Below are 21543 nucleotides of genomic sequence, written 5' to 3'. Positions count from 1 at the left end.
CGGTCAGCCGATCTCGGTGCCCGTGGCCGTCAGGGCCGCGGTGACCGGCTGGAAGAAGGTCTCGCCGCCGGAGGTGCAGTCGCCGCTGCCGCCGGAGGTCAGACCGATCGCCTCGCCGCCGGAGAACAGGGAGCCGCCGCTGTCGCCGGGCTCGGCGCAGACGTCGGTCTGGATCAGCCCGCCGACCGTGCCCTCCTGGTAGTTCACGGTGGCGTTCAGGCCGGTGACCGTGCCCTCGTGCACATGGGTCGTGGACCCGCTGCGCGTGACCTTCATGCCCACCGTGGCCTCGGCCGCCCCGGTGATCTTCTGGGTCGAGCCGTTGTACAGGTCGACCTCGCTCGGGTGGTCGGTGTCCGAGGTGTACTTGACCAGACCGTAGTCGGTGCCCGGGAAGTGGGACTCCGCGTTCTGCCCGATCTCGTTGCCGTCGGCGTCCGACCAGCTGGAGATGGAGGCGGTGCAGTGCCCGGCGGTCAGGAAGTACGGCTGTCCGCCCTTGACCACGTTGAAGCCGAGCGAGCAGCGGCCACCGGAGCCGTTGATGGCGTCGCCGCCGGCGATGAAGGGCTTGAACTCCGTCCGGGAGCGCTTCAGTTCGACCTTGCCGCCGAGCCCCTGGACCACCTTGCTCAGCTTGGCCCAGCGCGCGCCGGTGACCGACTTGTCGGCCGTGACGACCACCTTGTTCGACACCGGGTCGGTGGCCCAGGACGTGCCCGGGATGGTCGCGTCCTTCTTCAGCGTCGCGCGGGCGCCGTCGAGTTCGGCGAGCGAGTGGGCGACGATTCTGGCCTTGGCGCCCGAGGCCTCGACGGTCTTCGCGGCGGCCCTGTCGAGCACGTTCACGACGAGGCTCTTGGCCTTGGCGTCGTAGTAGCTGCCCGCGGCGCCGCCACCGAGGCGCGAACTCAGCGTGGAGGCGAGGTTCGCGGCCGCCGGAGCGGACAGCGGCCGGGGCTGCGCCACGGACTTCGCGGGCTCGCTGGCGTTCGCATTCTGCAAGGTGACCCCTGCCAGAGCCAGCGCGGCGATGCCCGCGCCGGTCATGACGAGCCGCCGCCCGGGTATGCGTCGGTGCTTCAACTCACGTCCTCCTGTGGGGGGATGGCCGTCCGGGTTGTGGGGACCCGACGACCTGAAGGCTGGTTGACGGGCGCCCACTCTTCCGAACCCCACAGGGGACACACAAGACCGACTTCCGGACGCGCGTGGCAACGGCTTGCGCACACCTGTTCCCGCCTGACCGTCCGTCACCGCCCAGGCAATTTCGCCCCGCAAACACTACGAGCGAGTAACACTCACCCCAACGTGATCGGCTCGCATGGCTTGTTCCTTTCCCCTTCCTTCACGCCCCGGGCACGAGGAAGCCCCCGCACACACGGATGTGTGCGGGGGCTCGCCACGGCCGCGGCCGGAGCGGGGACGTCAGGGAAGCGTGACGCCGTAGTAGCTCAGGGCCTCGGTGACCGGCTGGAAGAAGGTCGTGCCGCCGGAGGTGCAGTCGCCGCTGCCGCCGGAGGTCAGACCGTAGGCCGTGGAGCCGTTGTACAGCGGGCCGCCGCTGTCGCCGCCCTCGGCGCAGACCGTGGTCTGGATCAGGCCGGAGACGATGCCGTCGCTGCCGTAGTTGACGGTGGCGTTGAGCGCGGTGACCTTGCCGCTGTGCGTACCGGTGGTGGAGCCGCGCCGGTAGACGGTCTGGCCCACACTCGGGGTGGCCGCGCTGGAGATGGTCTGGCTGCCGACCGCGCTCGGGTGCGCGATCGAGGAGTTGGTGTACTTGACCAGAGCGAAGTCGTTGCCCGGGAAGCTGTAGCCCACGTTGGTGCCCAGCGTGGTGGTGTGCCCGGAGTTGCTGTACCAGGTGGAGGCGACCTGGCCGCAGTGTCCGGCGGTCAGGAAGTAGTACGTGCTGCCGCTGTGCACGTTGAAGCCGAGCGAACAGCGGTACTGGCCGCCGTAGATGGCGTCGCCGCCGCTGATCAGCGGCTTGAACGTGCCGGCCGTGTGCTTGATGGTGAGCGCGCCCGCGTCGGTGCCGGCCTGCTTCTTGATCTTGGCGATCTCGGCCTGGGAGACCGTGCTGTCGACGGTGACGACGACACGGTTGGTCGCGGGGTCGACGGCCCAGGCGGTGCCGGGGACGTCCGCCTTCATCACCGAGTCGCTCGCCTGGGTGAGCTGCGCGGCGCTGAACGGGTGGGCCTCGCTCGCGTTCGCGGTGGGGGCGGCGAACGCGGCCGCGGCCAGGAAGCCCGCGGCCACGGCGACCAGCCGGGTCCGTCTCGCCGTACCGCCGCGGGGAGTGGTGCGCTTGATCCTCACTTCTCGTTCCCTCCAAGGGAAGTAGGGGGCCCGCGTGGGGTCGGGGCCCGGTGAGGCGCAGCCAGGGGTGCCACCGGATTGCGATGTGCATGTCCCTGACAACCGCTGAACGGGAGTATTCGGCCGAACGCCCGGTAGGCACAAGGGTGCCTTTCGGCCGTCGGACTTTAGGCCTCCTTTGCCCAAAGGTCGCCGCGCCGTGGCATTCCGGTGCCCGAGCGGCGTCCGCTCCCCCGCCCGAACGGCCACGTCCGGCGTGTCGCCGGGCGGCGGGAAGGGGCACGGCGAGTGCTCGGCGCGGGCGCGGGGCGGGAGTCGGGCGCGGTGGGAGCCGACGGTCGTACGGCCCTCGCAGCCCGGCGCGCGCACGTACGGGAAGCGGAACCGGAGGCCGCCGTCTTCGCTGGTGGCGTCGGCGAGGACCGCTCACGGCGGCCCTCCCCCGGCGCGCCGCCTTCAGCGTCCGCCCGAGGCCGCCCAGGGCGAAGGGGAGTGCCCCGGCGAGGACCGGCCCACGGGCGCGGCCGTCCGCGTCGCCGACCCGGGCGGTGCGCTGCGCGTCGTACGCCGTGAAGCCGCCCGGCACCGCCCGGCCGGGGTCGTACGCGGTGGCCTCGAAGCCCCGAAAGGCCCGGCGGGCCCCGGCTCCGGGGCCGCGGACCCGCACTCCCCGGACGTCCTCGCGGACCAGCACCACCGGCCGCCCCCGCCGAGCCCGAGACGCCAGACGGCCTGCGGATCACCGCCGGCGACCAGCCGGATCTCCCCGTGGAAGGGCCGGCGGTCCCCCCGCGGCCCGTCGGCCCCGGCGGCCTCCGGCACAACACCCTGACCGTCCGCCACCTAGTTCCCCGGAATGTCCGGAAGTCGCCCCTCCGGATGGTCTTCCGGCCAAGGGGTGGCGGTCAGGGCGAGCGGCCCGCAGGGGGCCGTGACCGACTCCTCCCGCTTCTGGCACCGCTGCTTCCACTCGTCGGCCGCGCCGGTGGTCACACCATCTCCTCCATCTGTCCGCCGGTTCGGCGGGGGGGCGCTCTCCCCCCGGGCCAGGTCCAGGTGCTCGCGCAGGGTGGCGCCGGGATAGAAGGTGCGGAACAGGCCGCGGTGCTGGAGCAGCGCCACCGTGCCGTTGACCAGGCGTTCCAGATCGCGGCGCGGCTCGACGGGGACCAGGTGGAAGCCGTCGGCGGCCCCCTCGGTGTGCCAGGCGGCGACCAGTTCCGCGAGGTCGACCGGCCCGCCCCGGTACAGCGGACCCATCGGGCTGGGCCGGGGCCCGCCTCCGCCGTGCCCCGGTTCGGCCGCCTGCTCACCGCCGCCGAGGTCGACCCGCAGGCTCACCAGGACCCGCAGCGCGGCCGGATCGCGGCCCGACGCGATCGCCGTCGACCGCAGTTCATCGCAGACGGCGGCGGCCTGCGCCGGGGTCTCGGCGGGCACCAGGGCCACGTCCGCGTACCGGGCGGCGGTCGTCCGGCCCTCCTTCGTGTCCGCGTCGACCACGCGGACGGGGTGACCGTGCGGGGGCCGGGACACCTGCCCGGCGACCCGGCGGGCGGGCGGCCGGGCCCCGGCCCGCGGCACCACGATCCGCCAGCCGGCCCGGCCCCGGCCGATCCAGTCCGCTCCGGCCAGGGCGGCCGGCGCCGGCCAGGGTTCGGCGAGGGCGGGCACCAGCCCGATCCGCCGGGTCGCCGGCACCACCCGGCCCAGCAGGTCCAGCGCCTCGGGCCCGGGCCGCCCGGCCGGGTCGCCCAGGGTCACGAAGTCCAGCCGGCCGTGCTCGGCGAGCCGTGCCAGCTCCGCGTACGGCCCGGCGCCGGGGCCCTCGGGCGGCTCGACGGCGGCGGCCAGATGCAGCATCCCCCGCCGGTACCGCCCGCTCGTCCGCCCGGCCGGTCCCGTCCTCACAGCACCTTCGCCAGGAACGCCCGCGTGCGCTCCTCGCGCGGTGCGGCCAGCACCGCCTCGGGCGGCCCCTGTTCGACGATCCGCCCGTCGGCCATGAACACCACCGTGTCGGCGACCTCCCGCGCGAACGCGATCTCATGGGTGACGACGATCATCGTGGTGCCCTGGGCGGCGAGGTCGCGGATGACGTCCAGCACCTCGCCGACCAGCTCGGGATCGAGCGCCGAGGTCGGCTCGTCGAAGAGCAGCAGCCGGGGCTCCAGCGCCAGCGCCCGTGCGATGGCGACGCGTTGCTGCTGTCCGCCGGACAACTGCGCGGGGTACGCGTCGGCCTTGTCCGCCAGCCCCACCCGGGCGAGCAGCCGGTGCGCCCGCGCCACCGCCTCCGCGCGGGGCCGCTTCAGCGCGGACACCGGCGCCTCGACCACGTTGTCCAGCACGGTGAGATGGGGGAAGAGCCGGAAGTTCTGGAAGACGAAGCCGATCTTGGTGCGCCGGCGCAGCACCTCGCGCTCGGGCAGCTCGTACAGCCGGTCGCCGGTGCGCCGGTAACCGACCGGCGCGCCGTCCACCGTGATCTCCCCCCGGTCCGCCTTCTCCAGGTGGTTGATGGTGCGCAGCAGCGTGGACTTGCCGGAGCCGGAGGGCCCGAGCACGACGGTCACCTCGCCGGTGCGGACCTGGAGGTCGATGCCCTTGAGCACGTCGAGCGAGCCGAAGCTCTTGTGCACCGACCTGATGTCGACCATGACGGTCATGGACCAAATCCTTTGTTCGTGAGCGGCGTTCAGGCGGCGGCGCGGCCGGCCCGGGCCCGCAGGAAGGACAGTGCCGTCCGGGCGGTGGCGTCGTTCTGCCGGAAGGCGGGTCCGCCGGTGCGCGGCCGGGTGAAGGCGCCGGGGGTGCGGGCGTCGGTGTAGGGGCCGAGTGCGAAGCGCCGGGGGTGCGGGCGTCCGGCGCCGTCGAGGACGCGGCCGTCGCGCGGGTCGACCCGGAGCAGCCCCTCGGGGGTCTCGGCGGCACCGTCGGCGTGCAGGGCGCGCAGCAGGGGGTCGCGGGCGCGGCCCACGGTGGGCGCGGGCAGCCGGGCCTCGACCAGGGCGCGGGCCGTGACGGAGTGTCCCGGCACGGTGGGACTGGCCGCCCGGAACGCCCCGTCCTCGGCGGTGACGGTCATGTCGGCGCCGAGGAAGCGCAGCAGGCCCGCCCGGGAGAGTGCGAGCATCTGCCGCAGCCGGGGGCCGGGCGGTCCGGACGCCAGGAAGCTGAAGAACCCGTGCCACCAGGGCCCGATGTCCCCGAGCCGCACCAGCTGCCCGTAGACGGACAGCAGCCCGAGGAAGACGCCCAGGTCCGCGCTGTGCGCGGGGTCGTGACGCCGTCTGAGGTCCGCCTCGACACGGGCGCGCAGGCCGTCCTGGAACTCCTCCGGCGAGGCGTACCGCACCCCGGCCAGCGGATGGTCGAGTGCGGCGAGGTCGAGCCGGTCGGCCGGGTCGGGGACGGCGGTGGCGACGAGCGCGGCCAGCTCGGCGGGGTCGCCGGCGGCCGTGTACCTCCTCTCGAAGTCGGCCCAGGCGGTGGCCGTGCGCTCCGGGTGGGCGGTGAACAGCCGGTGGTAGTGGGCGAAGCCCAGTTCCTTCTCCACCAGCGGCCACACATCGCGCCGGAAGTCGAAGCCGTCCGGCCGGGCCAGCAGGGCGTCGGTCTCGGCGGGGCCGAGGAAGCGGGGCAGCGGGGGCCGGTCGCCGGTCCAGTCGTAGCCGATCTTCGAGTGGTACGGCACTCCGCGCCGCGAGCCGACGTACAGCACCGGCTCGCGGCCCGAGGGGAGATAGGTGTCGCCGTCGTACCGGCCGCCGCGGCCCTCGGTGAGCAGCACCATGAGGTCCACGAAGGCCAGCCCGAAGCCCCGGACGAGCACCGGTTCGCCGGGCCGCAGCGCGGACAGGTCGGTGTCGGCGGTGAAGTCGGGCGGCAGGTGCGTCAGGCCGTGGGTGCGGGCGTGGGCGGCCAACCGGGCCTGCTCCGGGTCGAGTTCGGCGTCGAGGTGGCCGAGGGCGAGGATCACCAGATCGGCCTGGAGCGGGCGGGGCCGGCCCGCCAGCCAGACCTGCTGGCGTCCGTCGCGGGGGCCGCCGACGCGCAGGGCGCGGGTGGGGTGGTGGTGGACGGTGATGTCCGGGGGCAGCGCGGCCCGGGCCCGCTCGTACACCCAGCGCAGATAGCGGCCCTGGATCCGGCGGTCGGCGAAGGTGCGGCCGTCCAGGGCGGCCCACTCGTGCAGGGTGGGGCCCTCGCGCACCGGGCCGTCCATGCGCACCGTGTCGTCGGTGAACATGGTGACGTCCTCGGCGTGCGAGTTCATCCACAGCAGCGGCGACTGCTCCTGCCGCCAGATGCGCCCGCCGCCCGGCGGGTGGGGGTCCACCAGATGGATGTCGAGGCCCGAACCGGCGTACAGCTCGGGGGCGTTGGCGGCGATGCGTTCGAGGAGGCCGGTCCCCCGCGGACCGGCGCCCACGATCACCAGCTGGGGCCTCATCGGGCCTGCTCCGTGCCGCGGGCGTAGTGCTTCTCGACGTAGTGCTGGCCGATGCCGAGCAGGGTGGTGACGACCGCGTACCAGAGGGTGGCGACCATCAGCAGCGGGATCACCTGGTAGGTGCGGTGGTAGATCAACTGGGCCGAGAACAGCAGGTCGTTGACCGCGATGACGCTGACGATCGAGGTGCCCTTGAGGGTGCCGATCAGCATGTTGCCGGCGGGCGGCACGATGGACCGCATCGCCTGGGGCAGCACGATCCGCCACCCGCGGCGCCACCGGCTCAGGCCGAGCGCCTGGGCGGCCTCGATCTGGTCCCGGCCGACGGAGAGGATGCCGCCGCGGACGACCTCGGCGGCGTAGGCGGCCTCGTGCAGGGTGAGCCCGATGATGGCGACCGCGACCGGGCTGAGCAGGTTGACCGTCTTCACGCCGAGCACCTGCGGGTACAGCGCCCCGATGTTGAACCACAGCAGCAGCTGCACCAGCACCGGGATGGACCGGAACAACCACACGTAGCCCCAGCCGACCGCGCGCAGCACGGGGTTGGCGGACAGCCGGAAGGCGGCGAGCAGGGTGCCGAGGGCGAAGCCGAGGACCATCACCACGGCGGTCAGCCACAGCGTGAGCCACAGCCCGCGCAGTACCGAGCCGGTGGTGAAGTACGCGGCGACGACGTCCCACTGGAACGCCTGGTTGCGGACGACGGAGGTGACGGCGAGGGCGAGCAGGACGAGGACGACGACGGCGGCGGTCCACTGGCCGTAGCGGCGCTGGGGCACGATCCGGGGGACGTCCGCGGGCCCGGGTATCTCCGGGGCGGCGGGGGCTTGGGCGAGGGTGTCGGATGACATGCGAAGGCTCCGTGACGCGATGGTCGGACGTCGGAACGGGTGATGCCTTCACACGGAGGCGCGCCGCCGGGCGGCGCGGATACGGCCGAGCCCCTCAGCAGGGCCGTGCACCGAGAGTACGCAAGCGGTCGCCCGCGCTGTCAAGGGCGTCCACACTGTGAGCGCTACGTCTCAAGCCGGTTGACGCGGAACCGGATGCCTGTTCCACTTGCCCCATGCATCCACAGCAGTGGCTGGTCACCCGCTCCCACATCGACTTCGGTCGCGTGTGGTCCTCCTCCTGTTGAGCTGACCCCCTGCGTGCGCCCGCGTCCGGCGGGCGTCCTTCGCGCTCTCCGCTTTCCCCGCGCTCTTCTCCCGCGGCAGCTCGCCTCCACACGCGCTTTCTTCCGCGGTAGCTCGCCTTCACACGCGTTCCTCCCCTCCCCTCGCGCTCTCGCACGCCCTTTTCCGTCTCAGGAGACCGCAGTCGATGCGTACGCCGATTTATCGCTATGTCATGCCCTTCGCCGCCATCACCTCGGCCGCCCTGTTCCTCACCGCCTGCGGTGCCGGCTCCGCCACCACGGGCGGGGCGGACGCCTCCGGGGTGGCGGCCAAGTCGGACGCGGTGCCGACCACCGACGTGGTGTCGGCCGAGAGGAAGGACCCGGCGGCGGCGAGGCTGCTGCCCGCGGGCACCACCCGCCTCACCGTCGCGATCAGCGTCGGCGGCACCCCGCCCGGCACCACCTATCTGTCCGACGGCAAGACGCTGACCGGCCAGGACGTCGACTTCACCAAGGCGGTCGCCAAGGTCCTCGGCATCGACCTGACGGTGGACCAGGCGAGTTTCGAGGCGATCCTGCCCGCCCTGGACAGCGGCAAGTACGACGTCGGCGCGAGCAACTTCGGGGTCACCGACGAGCGCCGCAGGACCATCGACTTCGTCACCTACATCAACGACGGCCAGGGCTTCGCCACCCGCAAGGACAGCAAGCTGTCGAAGATCACCGATCTGCGGCAGCTGTGCGGGCTGAACGTGGCGACCGGCGCGGGGACCACGTTCGAGGCGACCCTGGAGGAGAACAAGCACCTGTGCACGGACGCGGGCCGGAAGCCGTACCAGGTGCAGACGTACGCCGAGCCGAGCGCGATCTGGTCCTCGGTGCAGCAGGGCCGCAGCGACATCGTGATGTCCACGATCAACGGCCTGCGCTATGCCGTCGCCCGGCAGCCGGGCCTGAAGTTCCTCAACGAGTTCCACCGCCTGGACGTCGGCTTCGCCTTCAAGAAGGGCACCGAGCTGGCGCCCGCCTTCCAGGCGGCGGTGAACCGGCTGATCGCCGACGGCACCTACGACAGGATCCTGAAGAAGTGGGGCACGACCGGCTCGGCGATCGACCGGTCGCGGATCTCCCCGCCGGAAATCAAGAACTGAGTGCGGGTCAGCAGTCGCACCCGCAGTCGCCGTCGCAGCAACTGCAGCAGTTGCCGCAGCACTCGCAGACGTCACAGCAGTCCTTGCAGTCGCCGCAGTCCACGTCCGAGCAGACGGAGCAGCAGCCCTCGCGCCGCTTGCGCGACCAGGGGCCCTCGAACTCGTCGGCGCAGCACGCCTTGCAGGTGCAGCACAGCCCGAGGGCGGCGGCGCAGCCGAGCCAGAAGCCCCGCTTGTCCGGGCCCTGCGGCGGCCCGCCGTCCGGGCCCGGGGGCCTGCCCTGGGGGTTCCCGTACGGGTTCCCCTGTGGGCCAGGTTTCCCCGGCGCGTAGGGGCCCGCGGGCGGCGGGCCGAAGGCGGCCTCGGGTGCGGCGTGACCACAGGACGTCGTGCCGAACGCCCGGTCGACCGATCGCGGCAGCTCGTGCACCAGCAGCAGGTGGGCCAGCTTCCCGTCGCTGAACTCGGCGTCGCGCAGGGCGAGTCGGATGCCGTGCACGGCGTCGTCGGCGAGCCGCCGGGCCTCCTCGCGGGAGGTGCCGGTGGCGGTGAGCGGGTTCCAGGCGCCGGTGCGGGCGTCGGCCGCCTGGTCCTCCACCGCGTCCAGCAGGTGGGCGAGCCGCCCGAACAGCCGCCCGGCCTCCGCGAGCGGCACCGCGTTGCCGGGCCGGCCGGCCAGGTGCGCGGTGTGGGCGAAGGCGGCGGCGGTGGCCGTCTCGGTGGGCTCGGTGACCGTCAGGATCGGGGTGCCGGGCCCGGCCAGGGTCTCGATGCCGAGCTGCCGGTCGACGGCGGCCACCAGGACGCCGGTGTCGAAGCCGACCGCCGCCCCGCTGTGCGCTCCGGCCCGCCCCCAGCCCGCCGCGACCTTGCGGGCGGCGGCGGCCACGGGCCTGCGGGCCAGCAGCCCGTCCCGGTCGGCGACGTGGTCGCGGACCTTCGCCGCGGCCAGCACCAGGGAGACGGCGGCGGCGAGCCGCGCGCCCTCGCCCTGGGCGACGGACGCCGTCCGCATCCCGCGCAGGGCGCAGGGCCCGGCGGTGCGCCGGCCGCCCTCGGCACGGCCGAGCTGAGCCTCCGTCAACACCGATATCAGCAGGCCGTCGTAGTTGGTGACGATCCGCGCCAGCTGTCCGTGGTCGCCGCGCAGCGCGAGGCAGAGCCCGCACAGGTGCGCCATCCACTCGTTCTTGAAGCGCTCCCCGAGCCGGTGCGCGCAGGGCCTGACTATTCCGAACACCGCGATCCCCCCGAGTGTTGACCTTGGCGGCCGTCTCACCCGGACGCACCGCGTGTCACCCATCCGCCGCCGACCATCATATTTCACTCACAGTCAGCAGCCGTACGTGTCACAACCCTTGGGGGACAAGGTGTCTCGACGGATCGGCTGTGCACCAGTACCGTCACAAACCCCCCGCGCGGCGACTATCCACTTGGCGCGCTGTCAGCATCATGGATGACCATAGGGGAAGGTGCGGAAGCACGAGAGACCGCTGTGAGAGGAGGCGTCCATGGGATCGGTACGCAAGGCGAGTGCGTGGCTCGGCCTCGTCGACGACAACGATGACGAGCGCTATTACGACGACGACTACTCCGAGGGCACCGCGTCCAGGGACGCCTGGGTGACCGACCCTCGGGTGCAGGTGGCCACGGACACGGCCCAGGAGAAGGGGCGCCGGATCGCCACGGTCACGCCGGACAGCTTCCGGGACGCCCGTGCCATCGGCGAGCTGTTCCGGGAGGGGGTCCCGGTCATCGTGAACCTGACCGGCATGGAGCCCGGCGACGCCAAGCGGGTCGTGGACTTCGCGGCGGGGCTGATCTTCGGCCTGCGCGGCTCCATCGACCGGGTCTCCAACCGGGTGTTCCTGCTGACCCCGGCCGACACGGAGATCATCAGCGGGGACGCGTCCGCGCACCGCTCGGACGGCTTCTTCAACCAGAGCTGAGGCGGGGCCCTCACCGGCCCCGCCCCGCCCGGGGGCTCACCGGAACGCGTCGATCCCGGTGAGCGCCTTGCCCAGCACCAGCTGGTGCATCTCGACGGTGCCCTCGTAGGTGAGCACCGACTCCAGGTTGGTCGCGTGCCGCATCACCGGGTATTCGAGCGAGATCCCGTTGGCACCGAGGATCGTGCGCGCCGTACGGCAGATCTCGATGGCCTCGCGGACGTTGTTCAGCTTGCCGAAGCTGACCTGCTCGGGCCGCAGGCGGCCGGCGTCCATCCGCCGCCCCAGATGGTGGGCGAGCAGGATTCCCTTGTGCAGTTCCACCGCCATGTCGGCCAGCTTGGCCTGGGTCAGCTGGAACCCGCCGATGGGCCGCCCGAACTGCTCGCGGGTCTTCGCGTACTCCACGGCCGCCTCGAAGCTGCTGCGCGCGGCGCCCATCGCGCCCCAGACGATGCCGTAGCGGGCGTGCGACAGACAGCTCAGCGGGCCGCGCAGCCCGACCACCTCCGGCAGCGCCGCGGAGGCGGGCAACCGCACGTCGTCCAGGACGAGTTCACTGGTGACGGAGGCGCGCAGGGACCACTTGTGCTTGATCTCCGGCGCGGAGAAACCGGGTGTGTCGGTCGGTACGACGAAGCCCCGGATGCCCTCCTCGGTCCCCGCCCAGACGACGGCCACCCCGGCGACCGAGCCGTTGGTGATCCACATCTTGCGGCCGTTGAGCACCCAGTCGGCGCCGTCGCGCTTGGCGTGGGTGCGCATGGAGGCGGGGTCGGAACCGTGGTCCGGCTCGGTCAGGCCGAAGCAGCCGATCACCTCGCCGGCGGCCATCCGCGGCAGCCATTCGCGCTTCTGCTCCTCGCTGCCGAAGCGGTGGATCGCGTACATGGCGAGGGAACCCTGCACGGAGACCAGCGAGCGGATACCCGAGTCGGCCGCCTCCAGCTCCAGGCAGGCGAGACCGTACTGCACGGCCGTGGCGCCCGCGCAGCCGTACCCGGTCAGGGACATGCCGAGGGCGCCGAGGCCGCCGAGTTCCCGGGCGAGTTCCCGGATCTGCGGCAGCTCGCCCTTCTCGTACCAGTCGGCGACGTACGGCAGCACGCGGTCGGCCGCCCAGCCGCGGACGGTGTCCCGGATCGCCAGGTCCTCCGGGTCCAGCAGGTCGTCGATCCCGAGCGGATCGGCAGCGTCGAACGGGGGCAGCTTCGCGGACGCGGACATGGAACACCCTCCGGGACAGTCAGGCACACTGCGGTACACGGCGACACCTGAAAACTAGCAGCGCTAGTTATGGTGGCGCAGCCGACGTTACGGCGCAGTGTCCCGTACGTCCAGAGGGGTCAGGCGGAGACCCGCGGCTTCTCCGAGGCGCGCGGGGCGGGCAGCTCCAGCCCGGCGTCGTCCGGCTCCGGCCCCGCCTCCGCCCCGCACTGCATGACCCGCGGCAGCCGCAGCGCCATCACCGCGCCCAGCAGCAACAGCCCCGCGCTGACCAGCAGGGTCACGTGCAGCCCGTGCACGAAGGAGTCCCGGGCCGCCCGGCGCAGCGCGGCCCCGGCCGCGCCGCCGAGCCGGTGCGCGACGTCGTAGGCCTCCCCCAGCGAGTGCCCGGCGGCGGTCGCGTCCGCGGCGGAGACGCCGGGCACCGTGCGCAGCCGGGGGGTGTACGCCGCGTTCATCACGCTGCCGAGGAGCGCGATGCCGAGGCCGGCGCCCAGCTGGTAGGAGGTCTCGCCGATCGCCGCCGCGCCGCCCGCCCGGTCCGCCGGTGCCTCGCTGAGCATCGACTCGTAGGCGCCGAAGAGCGTGGTCTCCAGGCCGAGGCCGAGCAGCACGAAGCCGGACAGCAGCAGCGCCGGGTTGTCTGCGCGGCCCATCGCGGTCAGGGTCAGCACCGCGGCCGCCGTCACGCAGAAGCCGGTGCACACCATCCGGCGCGGTCCGAACCGGCGCAGCACCCGCGCGCCCAGCAGGCCCGCCGCCATCGCCGCCACGGTCAGCGGCAGCAGCCGCAGGCCGGTGGCGAGCGGCGACAGGCCGAGGACCAGTTGCAGGTACTGCGCGGCGATCAGCTCCAGGCCGACCAGCGCGAGCATCGCCAGCACGATGCAGCCGACCGCGGTGCTGAACGCGGACCTGCGGAACAGGCGCAGGTCCACCAGCGGGTGCGGCAGCCGCCGCTGGCGCCGTACGAAGAGGACGAGCAGGGCCGCGCCGGCCGGCAGCGGCAGCAGGGTCAAGGGGCTCGCCGGGGCGTGGCCGCCGCCGAGCTGCTTGACGCCGAGGACGACGCCGAACAGGCCGGCCGCCGCCATCAGCGCGCCGGTCACGTCCCAGGGGCCGTCCGCCGCGCCCCGGGACTCGGGCAGCAGCATCCGCCCGACCGGGAGGCTGATCAGCATCAGCGGGATGTTGATCAGGAAGACCGAGCCCCACCAGAAGTGCTCCAGCAGAAAGCCGCCGAGCAGCGGGCCGACCGCCGCGCCGACGGCGGCGACCGCGCTCCACACGCCGATGGCGAGGGCGCGCTCGCGCCGGTCGGGGAAGACCTGGCGGAGGATCGACAGGGTCGCGGGCATGATCATGGCGCCGCCGACGCCGAGCAGGGCGCGGGCGAAAATCAGCACCTCGGCCGTGTGCGCGGACGCGGCGACGGCGGAGGCCACGCCGAACAGGCCGTAGCCGAGCAGCAGGACGCGTCTGCGCCCCACGCGGTCGCCGAGGGTGCCGAAGAGGATCAGCAGCGAGGCGCAGACCAGCGGGTAGACGTCGACGATCCAGAGCAGTTCCGTGGCGCCGGGCCGCAGGTCCTCGGTGACCGCGGGGACCGCCACGTGCAGCACGGTGGCGTCGAGGGCGACGAGCAGCAGGCTGACGCAGAGGACGACGAGGACGACCCAGCGGTTGGCACCGGGCCCGGCCGTCCGGCGGCGCGGCCGCAGGGCGGCCGTGGGCGTCCCGGACATGTACGTACCTCCCAGATGTTCCCTCGCGTGGAGCGGGGCGACGGGGACCGCCTGTCGTACGGCCGGGAAGGAGTGGTGTCCCCGGCCCGCGCTGTCCACGGGGATGGCTCGTCAGCCTACGCGAGTCCGCCGCGCCCACACGTGGCGGACCTCTCACCCCCGGGAGGCTACCCCTGTGTCGTGCACCACGCCCCGCCCGCTCGACCGCGCCCCGGCGGCCGGTCCGTTCCCCCGTCCGGTCGATAATCGAGCCCGTGACCGAACTCGAGACGCGCGTGGCCGCCCCCCACGCCCCGCCGCCGCCCGCACCGCTGCCGCGCCGGGCGGTCCCGGCCCTCGTGGGCTACGCGGCGGTCCGCGTCCTGGGCCTGGTGGTGCTGGCGGTGTGGAGCTCCGCGCGCGGCAAGAGCGCCCTCACCCTGCTGACCGCGCGCTGGGACTCCCTCTGGTACACGCGGGTCGCCGAGCTGGGCTACGGCTACCAGGTGCGGCTGCCCGACGGCGACGTCCACTCCGACCTGGCGTTCTTCCCGCTGCTGCCGTGGCTGGAGCGGGGCCTGCACGCGCTCACCCCGCTGTCGTACGCGCACGCGGGTCTCGTGGTGTCGCTGCTCGCCTCGCTCGCCGCGGCGGCGGGGATCTACGCGGTCGCCGAGCACGTGTACGGGCGGCGGGTGGGCGTCTGCGCCGTACTGCTGTGGGCGGTGCTGCCGGTCGCGGTGGTCCAGTCGATGGCGTACAGCGAGTCGCTGTTCACGGCGCTGGCGGCGTGGGCGCTGTACGCGCTGCTGACCGGGCGGTGGGTGAGCGCGGGGCTGCTCGCGGCGCTGGCGGGGCTGACCCGGCCGGTGGGCGGCGCGGTGGTGGCCGCGGTGTGGACCGCGGCCGTGATCTCCTTCGTGCGGGAGCGAAGCGCGGCGCGCGCGGACGGCGCGCGGCGGACGGCGCACGCCCCTTCCGTCGCCGCGGGACCGTCAACACGCGTCCCCTCCCCTTTCACCCTCCGTCGTCTCCTCGGGATGCTGATCGCTCCGCTCGGCGCGGCCGGCTACGTGCTCTGGGTCGGTGGGCGCACCGGCAAGGGCCCGTTCGGCTATCTGGACGTACAGGCCGGATGGCGCAACGGCTTCGACGGCGGATACGCCTTCGCGTGTTTCGTGGCCGACAGGTTCACGTCGTTCTCGTCCGCGCTCGCGGGCGTCGGGCTGATCGCCGGTGTCGTCCTGCTGCTCTGGCTGTACGTCAGCGGAGTGCGCCGGGGCCAGCCGGTCGAACTGCTGGTGTACACGGGGGTCGTGCTGGCGCTGGCCCTGTGCGCGTCGAGCTACTTCGGCTCCAAGCCACGGCTGCTGCTGCCCGCCTTCCCGGTGCTCCTCCCGCTCGCCGAGGCCCTCGCCCGGACGCGCGTCTCCCGGTCCGCCCTGGTCACGGCGGCGCTGGCGATCATCTCCGCGGTCTACGGGGCGTTCTGGCTGAACGGCTCCGGCCCCCCGTGATCGACGCGTACCGGCCGGTGAAGCTCCGGGGAATTGCGGCCCAGGACCGGGTTAACGCATTTATAAGCGCCATATAAACAACACCCGGCACGATCAAAGGAATTACAGAGCGCGGCCTCGCGTGATTGCGGAATCCGGCGGAATTCGACCGCCCTTGAGAGGTTTCCCACATCACATCGTCATCACAAAGCCGCTGTTACGACCGGGAACACAGCTCACTCGCTGTAACGTCGATTGGGTGCGTACCGAACGGAACCTCACCCGGCGTCTGGACCGGGTGTTCGCCAGGCTGGACCGGGAGCCGGAACGGCCGGCCCATATCGACGTGCCGGTGATGAGCCGGCACCGGGTCGTGCTGTTCTCCGCGACCCTCGCCTTCTACCTGGCGATCGTGTGGGCCGTGGTGACCACCTCCTGGCTCGTCCGGCTCGACTGGCAGGTCATGTTCTTCCGGCCGTACCAGCAGTGGCCGCAGATCCACGCCTTCCTCGACTACTACGTGGTGCTCGGCCAGCGCGGCCCCACCGCGGTGATGGTCGCGGCCTGGCTCGGCTGGCGCTCCTGGCGCCAGCACACCCTGCGCCCGCTGCTCACCCTGGCCACCTCGCTGCTGCTGCTGAACGCCACGGTGGGCGCCGCCAAGTACGGCATGGGGCGGCTCGGTCCGCACTACGCGACCGTGATCGGCTCGAACGAGATGGGTCTGGGCGGCGATATATTTCCCAGCGGACACACCGCCAACGCGGTGGTGACCTGGGGCATCCTGGCCTATCTGGCCTCGACCCCGCGCGCACGGCGCTGGCTGTCCGCGGGGTCCGCGATCACCTCGCTGGGTGTCGGTCTCACCACCGTCTACCTCGGTACGCACTGGCTCAGCGACGTGCTCCTCGGCTGGGCCGCCGGCCTGCTGATCCTGCTCGCCCTGCCGTGGTTCGAGCCGCTGATCGCCAAGACCGAGACCTGGCTGTTCGACCTGCGCGACCGCTGGCGTGTACGGCGCAGCCGGCCCGTTCCCGAGCCGGCCGCCCCGCTGGCGCCGGTGCTGCTCAAGGCGCCGCGCGGCGCGGAGGCCGAGCAGTCCGCGCCGGCCCGCGAGCCGGTCTCCTCCACCCGCGCCTCCCGGGGCCTGGTGCACCTGGCACCCGGACCGCACACGGCCCGCTCCGAGCGCAGCCCGGTCACCCCGGCGGGCAGCCGCCGGCCGCCGGGCGGCGACCGGGTACCCCGCGGCACCTCCCAGCCGGCGGCCCGTCCCCTGACAGGCGGCTGACGGCCGGGACGGCGGCGGGTCCGGTACGCACCACGTCCCCGCCCCACGGCGAAGGCCCCGCTCCCTCAAGGGAACGGGGCCTTCGCCGTGCGCGGGCGCGGGCGTCAGCCCTTCCAGGCGCGGGCCACCCGGCCGTCGCGCACCTCGAAGTTGAGCCGGCCCGCCCGGTACTCCATGGTGATGATCGCGCCCGGCGGCAGCGACCGCACGGTCGACCAGCCGCGCTGCCGGGCCAGCCGCTCGGCGCTCGCCGCGTCGAGGCCGACGTACCCGTCCGGACTGTCCTGGGGCTCCGCTGGCGGAGTGGGAATCGGTGCCATGCGGCCACGCTAGGCCGCGACGCGCGGTGACGGAAGCCGGGCACGTCCGGGTAAGAGCGGCCTCCGACCAGGGTCACACTTCTGTCACAGCTTCCGGAGTCTCTTCCGGCCGAACTCCCTCACACGTCCGGGGGTTTCCGTACCGCTCACCGGGGCATTCGAACTGAATTCCCTCGTGTCGCCGCAGCCCTTTCAATTACCCGCCGGAAACTTCGGCGGCGAAGACCTGGAGACGCCGGGAGCGTGATTCCGGGGAATCCCGCTCCGTGGCACCCGAGCTGACACCGCATGGGGATTTTCACGGATTCCGCACATGCCGCGCGGGCGCTACGCGGCGCGGCCCCCCGGCGGGAACCGGGGGGCCGTCGGGCCGGGGGCCTGGCACCGGGCTGGTCCCGGCACCGTACGGCTCAGAGGGTCAGCCGCTGTCCGGGCACGATCACGTCCGGGTCGGCGCCGATCAGGGACCTGTTCGCGGCGTAGAGGCGCTGCCACGTCGTGCCGTGCCGCTCGGCGATCCTGGACAGCGTGTCGCCCGCGCGCACCGTGTAGCCGCCCGTGCCCCGGGACGGGGACGGGTGCCGCGAGGTCTTCGGCGTGGTGGCCGGGGCCGGCTTCCTCGTCCTGGCCGGGGCCGGCTTCTTCGCCGGGCCCTTGTCGACGCTCACCTGCGAGGGGGCGGAGCCCATCGCTCCCGCGCGTCCCGAGCAGACCGGCCAGGCGCCCCAGCCCTGGGCCTGCTGGACCCGCGTCGCGACGGCGATCTGCGCGCTCCGGGAGGCCCGGTCGGCCGTGGAGGCGTACGCGGAGCCGCCGTACGCGCGCCAGGTGTGGGCCGAGAACTGGAGCCCGCCGTAGTAGCCGTTGCCGGTGTTGATGTGCCAGTTGCCGCCGCTCTCGCACTGGGCGATGCGGTCCCACACCCCGTTGTCCGCGGCGGCGGCGTTGCCGGTCGCGGCCAGCAGCCCCAGCGGGGCCAGCAGCGCGGCACCGGCGAGTACGGCCGTCGTGCGGCCCCGGCGCGTGCTGTCGTCACGGGCGGTGGTGCGGGTGGTATCGGCACACTCGGACATGTAATTCCCTTTCCAGCGACCCGGGCTCCCCCAGGCGGCACGCGCCTCGCCGCGCAGGACCGCGGTGACGCGCGCCCGCCCCGACCGCGCCCCCGGTGCCGGCGCTGCTGCGCTGCCGGTGCCGGGTGGCGGACGTACCCGAGCGGTGCTCGTTGCACACGGCGGAGGAATGTAGGGAGAGTCGGCGCCGGACTTCAACCAAATGGCCGTCCTTCCAGGCCAGTTGACCGTTACCCGGGGTATCGGCGATTTTCGGCCACCCACTACATACACCGATTTACCGATTTTTCGACCATGCCCGGCAGTCTCCTGTGACCCACTTCACCCCTTCAAGTCGCCTGCTCAGGCGCGGAGTTGACCGTGAGTGGCGGATTCCGCACCATGGGTGACCGCGCGCGAGGGTTGGTTCGAACCGGTGCCCCGCCATGCGTGACTCCCACCACAGGACGCCCGTTGTCTTCTTCATGAGCCCGGAACCCTGGGGCTCATCGGCCGGGGGCCACCCGACCGGTCCAGCACGCATCCCAAGGGAGCCACCCGTGCCGCGCATGCTCGACGTCAGCGACGCCGTACGCGCCGAGATCGGCGACGAAGAAGCCGACCGGCTGCTCGCCGGAGAGAACGCCCCGGGCAGTTACGACTGCACGTCCTGCCGCACCCCGGGCGACTCCGAGCAGGAGCGCACCAGCACCGTCCTGTTCGTCGGCGAGGAGACCGCTGTCCTCGCCTTCGCCCACGCCAGCTGCCTGCCCTCGCAGGTCGTCCAGGTCACCGAGGAGCAGTTGCAGGGCGCCGTCCGCTCCATCGGCGCACAGGCCGCCGACGACGGGCCGCAGCGGTCCGCGCCCGAGCAGGCGGTGCTCGGCGTGACCAGCGGACTCGTCCTCATCGAGGGCGAGTTGCACCCCGCGCTGGTCGTCGAGCCCACCTCGCCCATCGTGCGCCCGGGCACCACCGGGGCCGGGGACGACTTCCTGCCGCTGCTGATCGAGCAGGGCTTCATGCCGGTCACCGAGATCGCCGCCGTACCGCCGGTGCTGCACGGCTGGTCGGTGCTGCTGGCGGTGGGCCAGCTGCACGCGGTCCTCCAGCCGGGCCCGCACGGCGGCCAGCCGGTGGCCTGGTGGCAGGCGCACCAGCCGCTCCAGGTCACCGACGGCTGGCGGGCCTCGGCCAACAAGCACCAGCAGGTGCTGATGTTCGCCGCCCCGGTGGGCTCGATCGGCCGCCAGCCCCGCGAGGACCTGCTGCGCGACTCCCTCGACCGGGCCGCGGCGCAGGGCAGGCTGGTGGCGGCGGCGCTGCCGCTCGCCGGTACCTGACCAACCGCGCTCCCGAAGGCAGGTCACGAAACCGCATCTCTTCGGGGGCGCCGTCGTTTGGACATACGTGCACGCATACGACACTTCGCCCCGCCGGTCCTCGTTCTCCTCCGTCCCGTCCGCCCGGACCGGGCAGGAAGGGGTGGGTGGTGCCTCGGCCACGCCGATCTTCGACATGCTCTCCGCGGAGTGGGTCAAGGCCTTTCGCACGCTGCCGGGCGACCGCAGTGGGGAGGAGGGGCTGAGGTTCGTCCCCTTCGGTCTGCCGGACCGGACGGGATGGTCGTACGGCGGCCATCGGGCGGGTTCGTTCAGCAGTTCCTACAGCGCCTACAGCGCGGGGGCCTACAACGCCCGCCAGCAGTCGCAGTGGCAGCGGGTCGGCACCATCGGACGGCCCGAGCAGGACAACGGGATGCACCATGTGCCCGCCGCGCTGCCGCCGGGACCGCGCCGGGGCGCATGAGAGTGCCGGACCCACGAAGAAGGGCGGCCCCCGGGAACGGGGGCCGCCCTTCACGTCGTACCGGCGGTGCTACTTCTTCTTCGTGCCGCGCTTCTCGCGCACCCGCACCGAGATGTGGATCGGGGTGCCCTCGAAGCCGAACTCCTCGCGCAGCCGGCGCTCGATGAAGCGCCGGTAGCCCGCCTCGATGAAGCCCGAGGCGAAGAGCACGAAGCGCGGCGGCTTGGTGCCGGCCTGGGTACCGAAGAGGATGCGCGGCTGCTTGCCGCCCCGGACCGGGTGCGGGTGGGCCGCGACCAGCTCACCGAGGAAGGCGTTGAGCCGGCCGGTGGGCACACGGGTCTCCCAGCCGGCGAGCGCGGTCTCGATGGCCGGGACCAGCTTCTCCATGTGGCGGCCGGTGCGCGCGGACACGTTCACCCGGGGCGCCCAGGCGACCTGGCCCAGCTCGGTCTCGATCTCCCGCTCCAGGTAGTAGCGGCGCTCCTCGTCCAGGGTGTCCCACTTGTTGTAGGCGATGACCAGCGCGCGGCCCGCCTCGACGGCCATGGTGACGATCCGCTGGTCCTGCACGGAGATGTTCTCGGAGGCGTCGATCAGGACGACCGCGACCTCGGCCTTCTCCACGGCGGCGGCGGTGCGCAGCGAGGCGTAGTAGTCGGCGCCCTGCTGGAGGTGGACCCGCTTGCGGATGCCGGCGGTGTCCACGAACTTCCAGGTGACGCCGCCCAGCTCGATGATCTCGTCCACCGGGTCGCGGGTGGTGCCCGCCAGCTCGTTGACGACGACGCGCTCCTCGCCGGCCACCTTGTTCAGCAGGGAGGACTTGCCGACGTTCGGGCGGCCGATGAGCGCGATCCGGCGGGGGCCGCCGAGCGCGGTGCCGAAGGTCTGCTCGGGCGCCTCGGGCAGCGCCTCCAGGACGGCGTCCAGCATGTCGCCGGTGCCGCGGCCGTGCAGGGCGGAGACGGGGTGGGGCTCGCCGAGGCCCAGGTTCCACAGATAGGCGGCGTCGGCCTCGCCGCTCGGGCCGTCGACCTTGTTGGCGCACAGCACCACCGGCTTGCCGGCCTTGCGCAGCAGCCGGACGACGGCCTCGTCGGTGTCGGTCGCGCCGACCTTGGCGTCGACCACGAAGACCACCGCGTCGGCGGCCTCGATCGCGTACTCGGCCTGGGCCGCCACGGAGGCGTCGATGCCGAGGACGTCCTGCTCCCAGCCGCCGGTGTCGACCACCTTGAAGCGGCGGCCCGCCCACTCGGCCTCGTACGTGACGCGGTCGCGGGTCACGCCCGGCTTGTCCTCGACGACCGCCTCGCGGCGGCCGATGATCCGGTTGACCAGGGTCGACTTGCCGACATTGGGACGGCCGACGACGGCGAGCACGGGCAGCGGGCCGTGGCCCGCCGCCTCGATGGCGCCCTCGACGTCCTCGATGTCGAAGCCCTCTTCCGCGGCGAGCTCCATGAACTCCGCGTACTCGGCGTCGCCGAGAGCCCCGTGCTCGTACTCGTGCGCGGCCGAGCCGTCGGGCTGGATGTCGTCGTTCATGAAGTCCGTACCTCGTCGTTCATCGTGGTGATCGGTGGAACAGGCCCCCGGGCTGGTCCCGGGTGG

17 protein-coding genes and 2 pseudogenes are annotated in these 21543 nt (G+C 73.0%); 6 read left to right on the top strand and 13 right to left on the bottom strand.

The window, feature by feature from the left end:
• Positions 1–3 precede the first annotated feature (3 nt).
• The 7 genes and pseudogenes from HZZ00_RS09280 to HZZ00_RS09255 form a co-directional block, all read right to left on the bottom strand.
• Positions 4–1086 carry a S1 family peptidase gene (locus HZZ00_RS09280; RefSeq protein ID WP_180331750.1) on the bottom strand — a complete coding sequence of 361 codons (1083 nt, stop codon included), beginning with the start codon at positions 1084–1086 and terminating at the stop codon, positions 4–6.
• A gap of 342 nt (positions 1087–1428) precedes the next feature.
• Positions 1429–2328, bottom strand: a complete 900-nt coding sequence (locus tag HZZ00_RS09275) for a S1 family peptidase (RefSeq protein ID WP_180331749.1) — start codon at positions 2326–2328, stop codon at positions 1429–1431.
• A 285-nt stretch (positions 2329–2613) separates the two neighbouring features.
• Positions 2614–2697, bottom strand: a pseudogene (locus tag HZZ00_RS39180) (hypothetical protein); the annotation flags it as partial.
• Positions 2698–3336: 639 nt separating this feature from the next.
• A pseudogene (locus HZZ00_RS09270) lies at positions 3337–4191 on the bottom strand (FMNH2-dependent monooxygenase); the annotation flags it as partial.
• 44 nt (positions 4192–4235) lie between these two features.
• Entirely contained in the window at positions 4236–4997 is a 762-nt protein-coding gene (locus HZZ00_RS09265) for an amino acid ABC transporter ATP-binding protein (protein WP_306856155.1), read from the bottom strand.
• A gap of 29 nt (positions 4998–5026) precedes the next feature.
• The gene (locus HZZ00_RS09260; RefSeq protein WP_180331748.1) at positions 5027–6784 is read right to left on the bottom strand and encodes an FAD/NAD(P)-binding domain-containing protein; all 1758 of its coding nucleotides are present in this window, start codon (positions 6782–6784) and stop codon (positions 5027–5029) included.
• Entirely contained in the window at positions 6781–7638 is an 858-nt protein-coding gene (locus HZZ00_RS09255; RefSeq protein ID WP_180331747.1) for an amino acid ABC transporter permease, read from the bottom strand. Before HZZ00_RS09255 ends, HZZ00_RS09260 begins: the two co-directional genes overlap by 4 nt.
• A 472-nt stretch (positions 7639–8110) precedes the next feature.
• Between HZZ00_RS09255 and HZZ00_RS09250 the strand changes: the two genes are divergently transcribed.
• Positions 8111–9058, top strand: coding sequence for an ABC transporter substrate-binding protein (locus HZZ00_RS09250; RefSeq protein WP_180331746.1), 948 nt, complete (start codon positions 8111–8113; stop codon positions 9056–9058).
• Positions 9059–9065: 7 nt separating this feature from the next.
• Here the strand turns inward: HZZ00_RS09250 and HZZ00_RS09245 are convergent, their stop codons facing one another.
• Positions 9066–10298 (bottom strand): DUF5685 family protein, encoded by a 1233-nt coding sequence (locus tag HZZ00_RS09245; protein ID WP_180331745.1) that lies wholly within the window; start codon positions 10296–10298, stop codon positions 9066–9068.
• A 271-nt stretch (positions 10299–10569) separates the two neighbouring features.
• Between HZZ00_RS09245 and HZZ00_RS09240 the strand changes: the two genes are divergently transcribed.
• Entirely contained in the window at positions 10570–11007 is a 438-nt protein-coding gene (locus tag HZZ00_RS09240) for a cell division protein SepF (protein WP_070027982.1), read from the top strand.
• A gap of 36 nt (positions 11008–11043) precedes the next feature.
• Here the strand turns inward: HZZ00_RS09240 and HZZ00_RS09235 are convergent, their stop codons facing one another.
• Entirely contained in the window at positions 11044–12234 is a 1191-nt protein-coding gene (locus tag HZZ00_RS09235) for an acyl-CoA dehydrogenase family protein (RefSeq protein ID WP_180331744.1), read from the bottom strand.
• 119 nt (positions 12235–12353) lie between these two features.
• On the bottom strand, positions 12354–13979 hold the full coding sequence (locus HZZ00_RS09230) for an MFS transporter (protein WP_180331743.1): 1626 nt from the start codon (positions 13977–13979) through the stop codon (positions 12354–12356).
• A gap of 254 nt (positions 13980–14233) precedes the next feature.
• Between HZZ00_RS09230 and HZZ00_RS09225 the strand changes: the two genes are divergently transcribed.
• Both HZZ00_RS09225 and HZZ00_RS09220 read left to right on the top strand, forming a co-directional pair.
• Positions 14234–15475: a glycosyltransferase family 39 protein gene (locus HZZ00_RS09225; RefSeq protein WP_180331742.1), complete on the top strand. Its 1242-nt coding sequence runs from the start codon at positions 14234–14236 to the stop codon at positions 15473–15475.
• Positions 15476–15713: 238 nt separating this feature from the next.
• Positions 15714–16745 (top strand): phosphatase PAP2 family protein, encoded by a 1032-nt coding sequence (locus HZZ00_RS09220; RefSeq protein WP_180331741.1) that lies wholly within the window; start codon positions 15714–15716, stop codon positions 16743–16745.
• A 104-nt stretch (positions 16746–16849) separates the two neighbouring features.
• Here the strand turns inward: HZZ00_RS09220 and HZZ00_RS09215 are convergent, their stop codons facing one another.
• A complete protein-coding gene (locus tag HZZ00_RS09215) occupies positions 16850–17065 on the bottom strand; it encodes an I78 family peptidase inhibitor (RefSeq protein WP_070027992.1) in 216 nt (71 codons plus the stop codon).
• Positions 17066–17475: 410 nt separating this feature from the next.
• Positions 17476–18138 (bottom strand): transglycosylase family protein, encoded by a 663-nt coding sequence (locus HZZ00_RS09210; RefSeq protein ID WP_180331740.1) that lies wholly within the window; start codon positions 18136–18138, stop codon positions 17476–17478.
• A 539-nt stretch (positions 18139–18677) separates the two neighbouring features.
• Here HZZ00_RS09210 and HZZ00_RS09205 point away from each other — a divergent pair.
• Together HZZ00_RS09205 and HZZ00_RS09200 are read left to right on the top strand one after the other, a co-directional pair.
• Complete coding sequence (locus HZZ00_RS09205; protein WP_180331739.1) at positions 18678–19460, top strand: hypothetical protein; 783 nt, start codon at positions 18678–18680, stop codon at positions 19458–19460.
• 67 nt (positions 19461–19527) lie between these two features.
• Complete coding sequence (locus HZZ00_RS09200) at positions 19528–19926, top strand: hypothetical protein (RefSeq protein WP_180331738.1); 399 nt, start codon at positions 19528–19530, stop codon at positions 19924–19926.
• Between the two features lie 69 nt (positions 19927–19995).
• Here the strand turns inward: HZZ00_RS09200 and der are convergent, their stop codons facing one another.
• On the bottom strand, positions 19996–21477 hold the full coding sequence (gene der / locus HZZ00_RS09195; RefSeq protein ID WP_180331737.1) for a ribosome biogenesis GTPase Der: 1482 nt from the start codon (positions 21475–21477) through the stop codon (positions 19996–19998).
• Between the last annotated feature and the right edge of the window lie 66 nt (positions 21478–21543).

Source organism: Streptomyces sp. NEAU-sy36 (genome assembly GCF_013423905.1).
Classification (GTDB): Bacteria; Actinomycetota; Actinomycetes; order Streptomycetales; family Streptomycetaceae; genus Streptomyces; species Streptomyces misionensis.
Note: the sequence above shows the minus strand (reverse complement) of the source record. Positions and strands in the feature narration are given on the sequence as shown.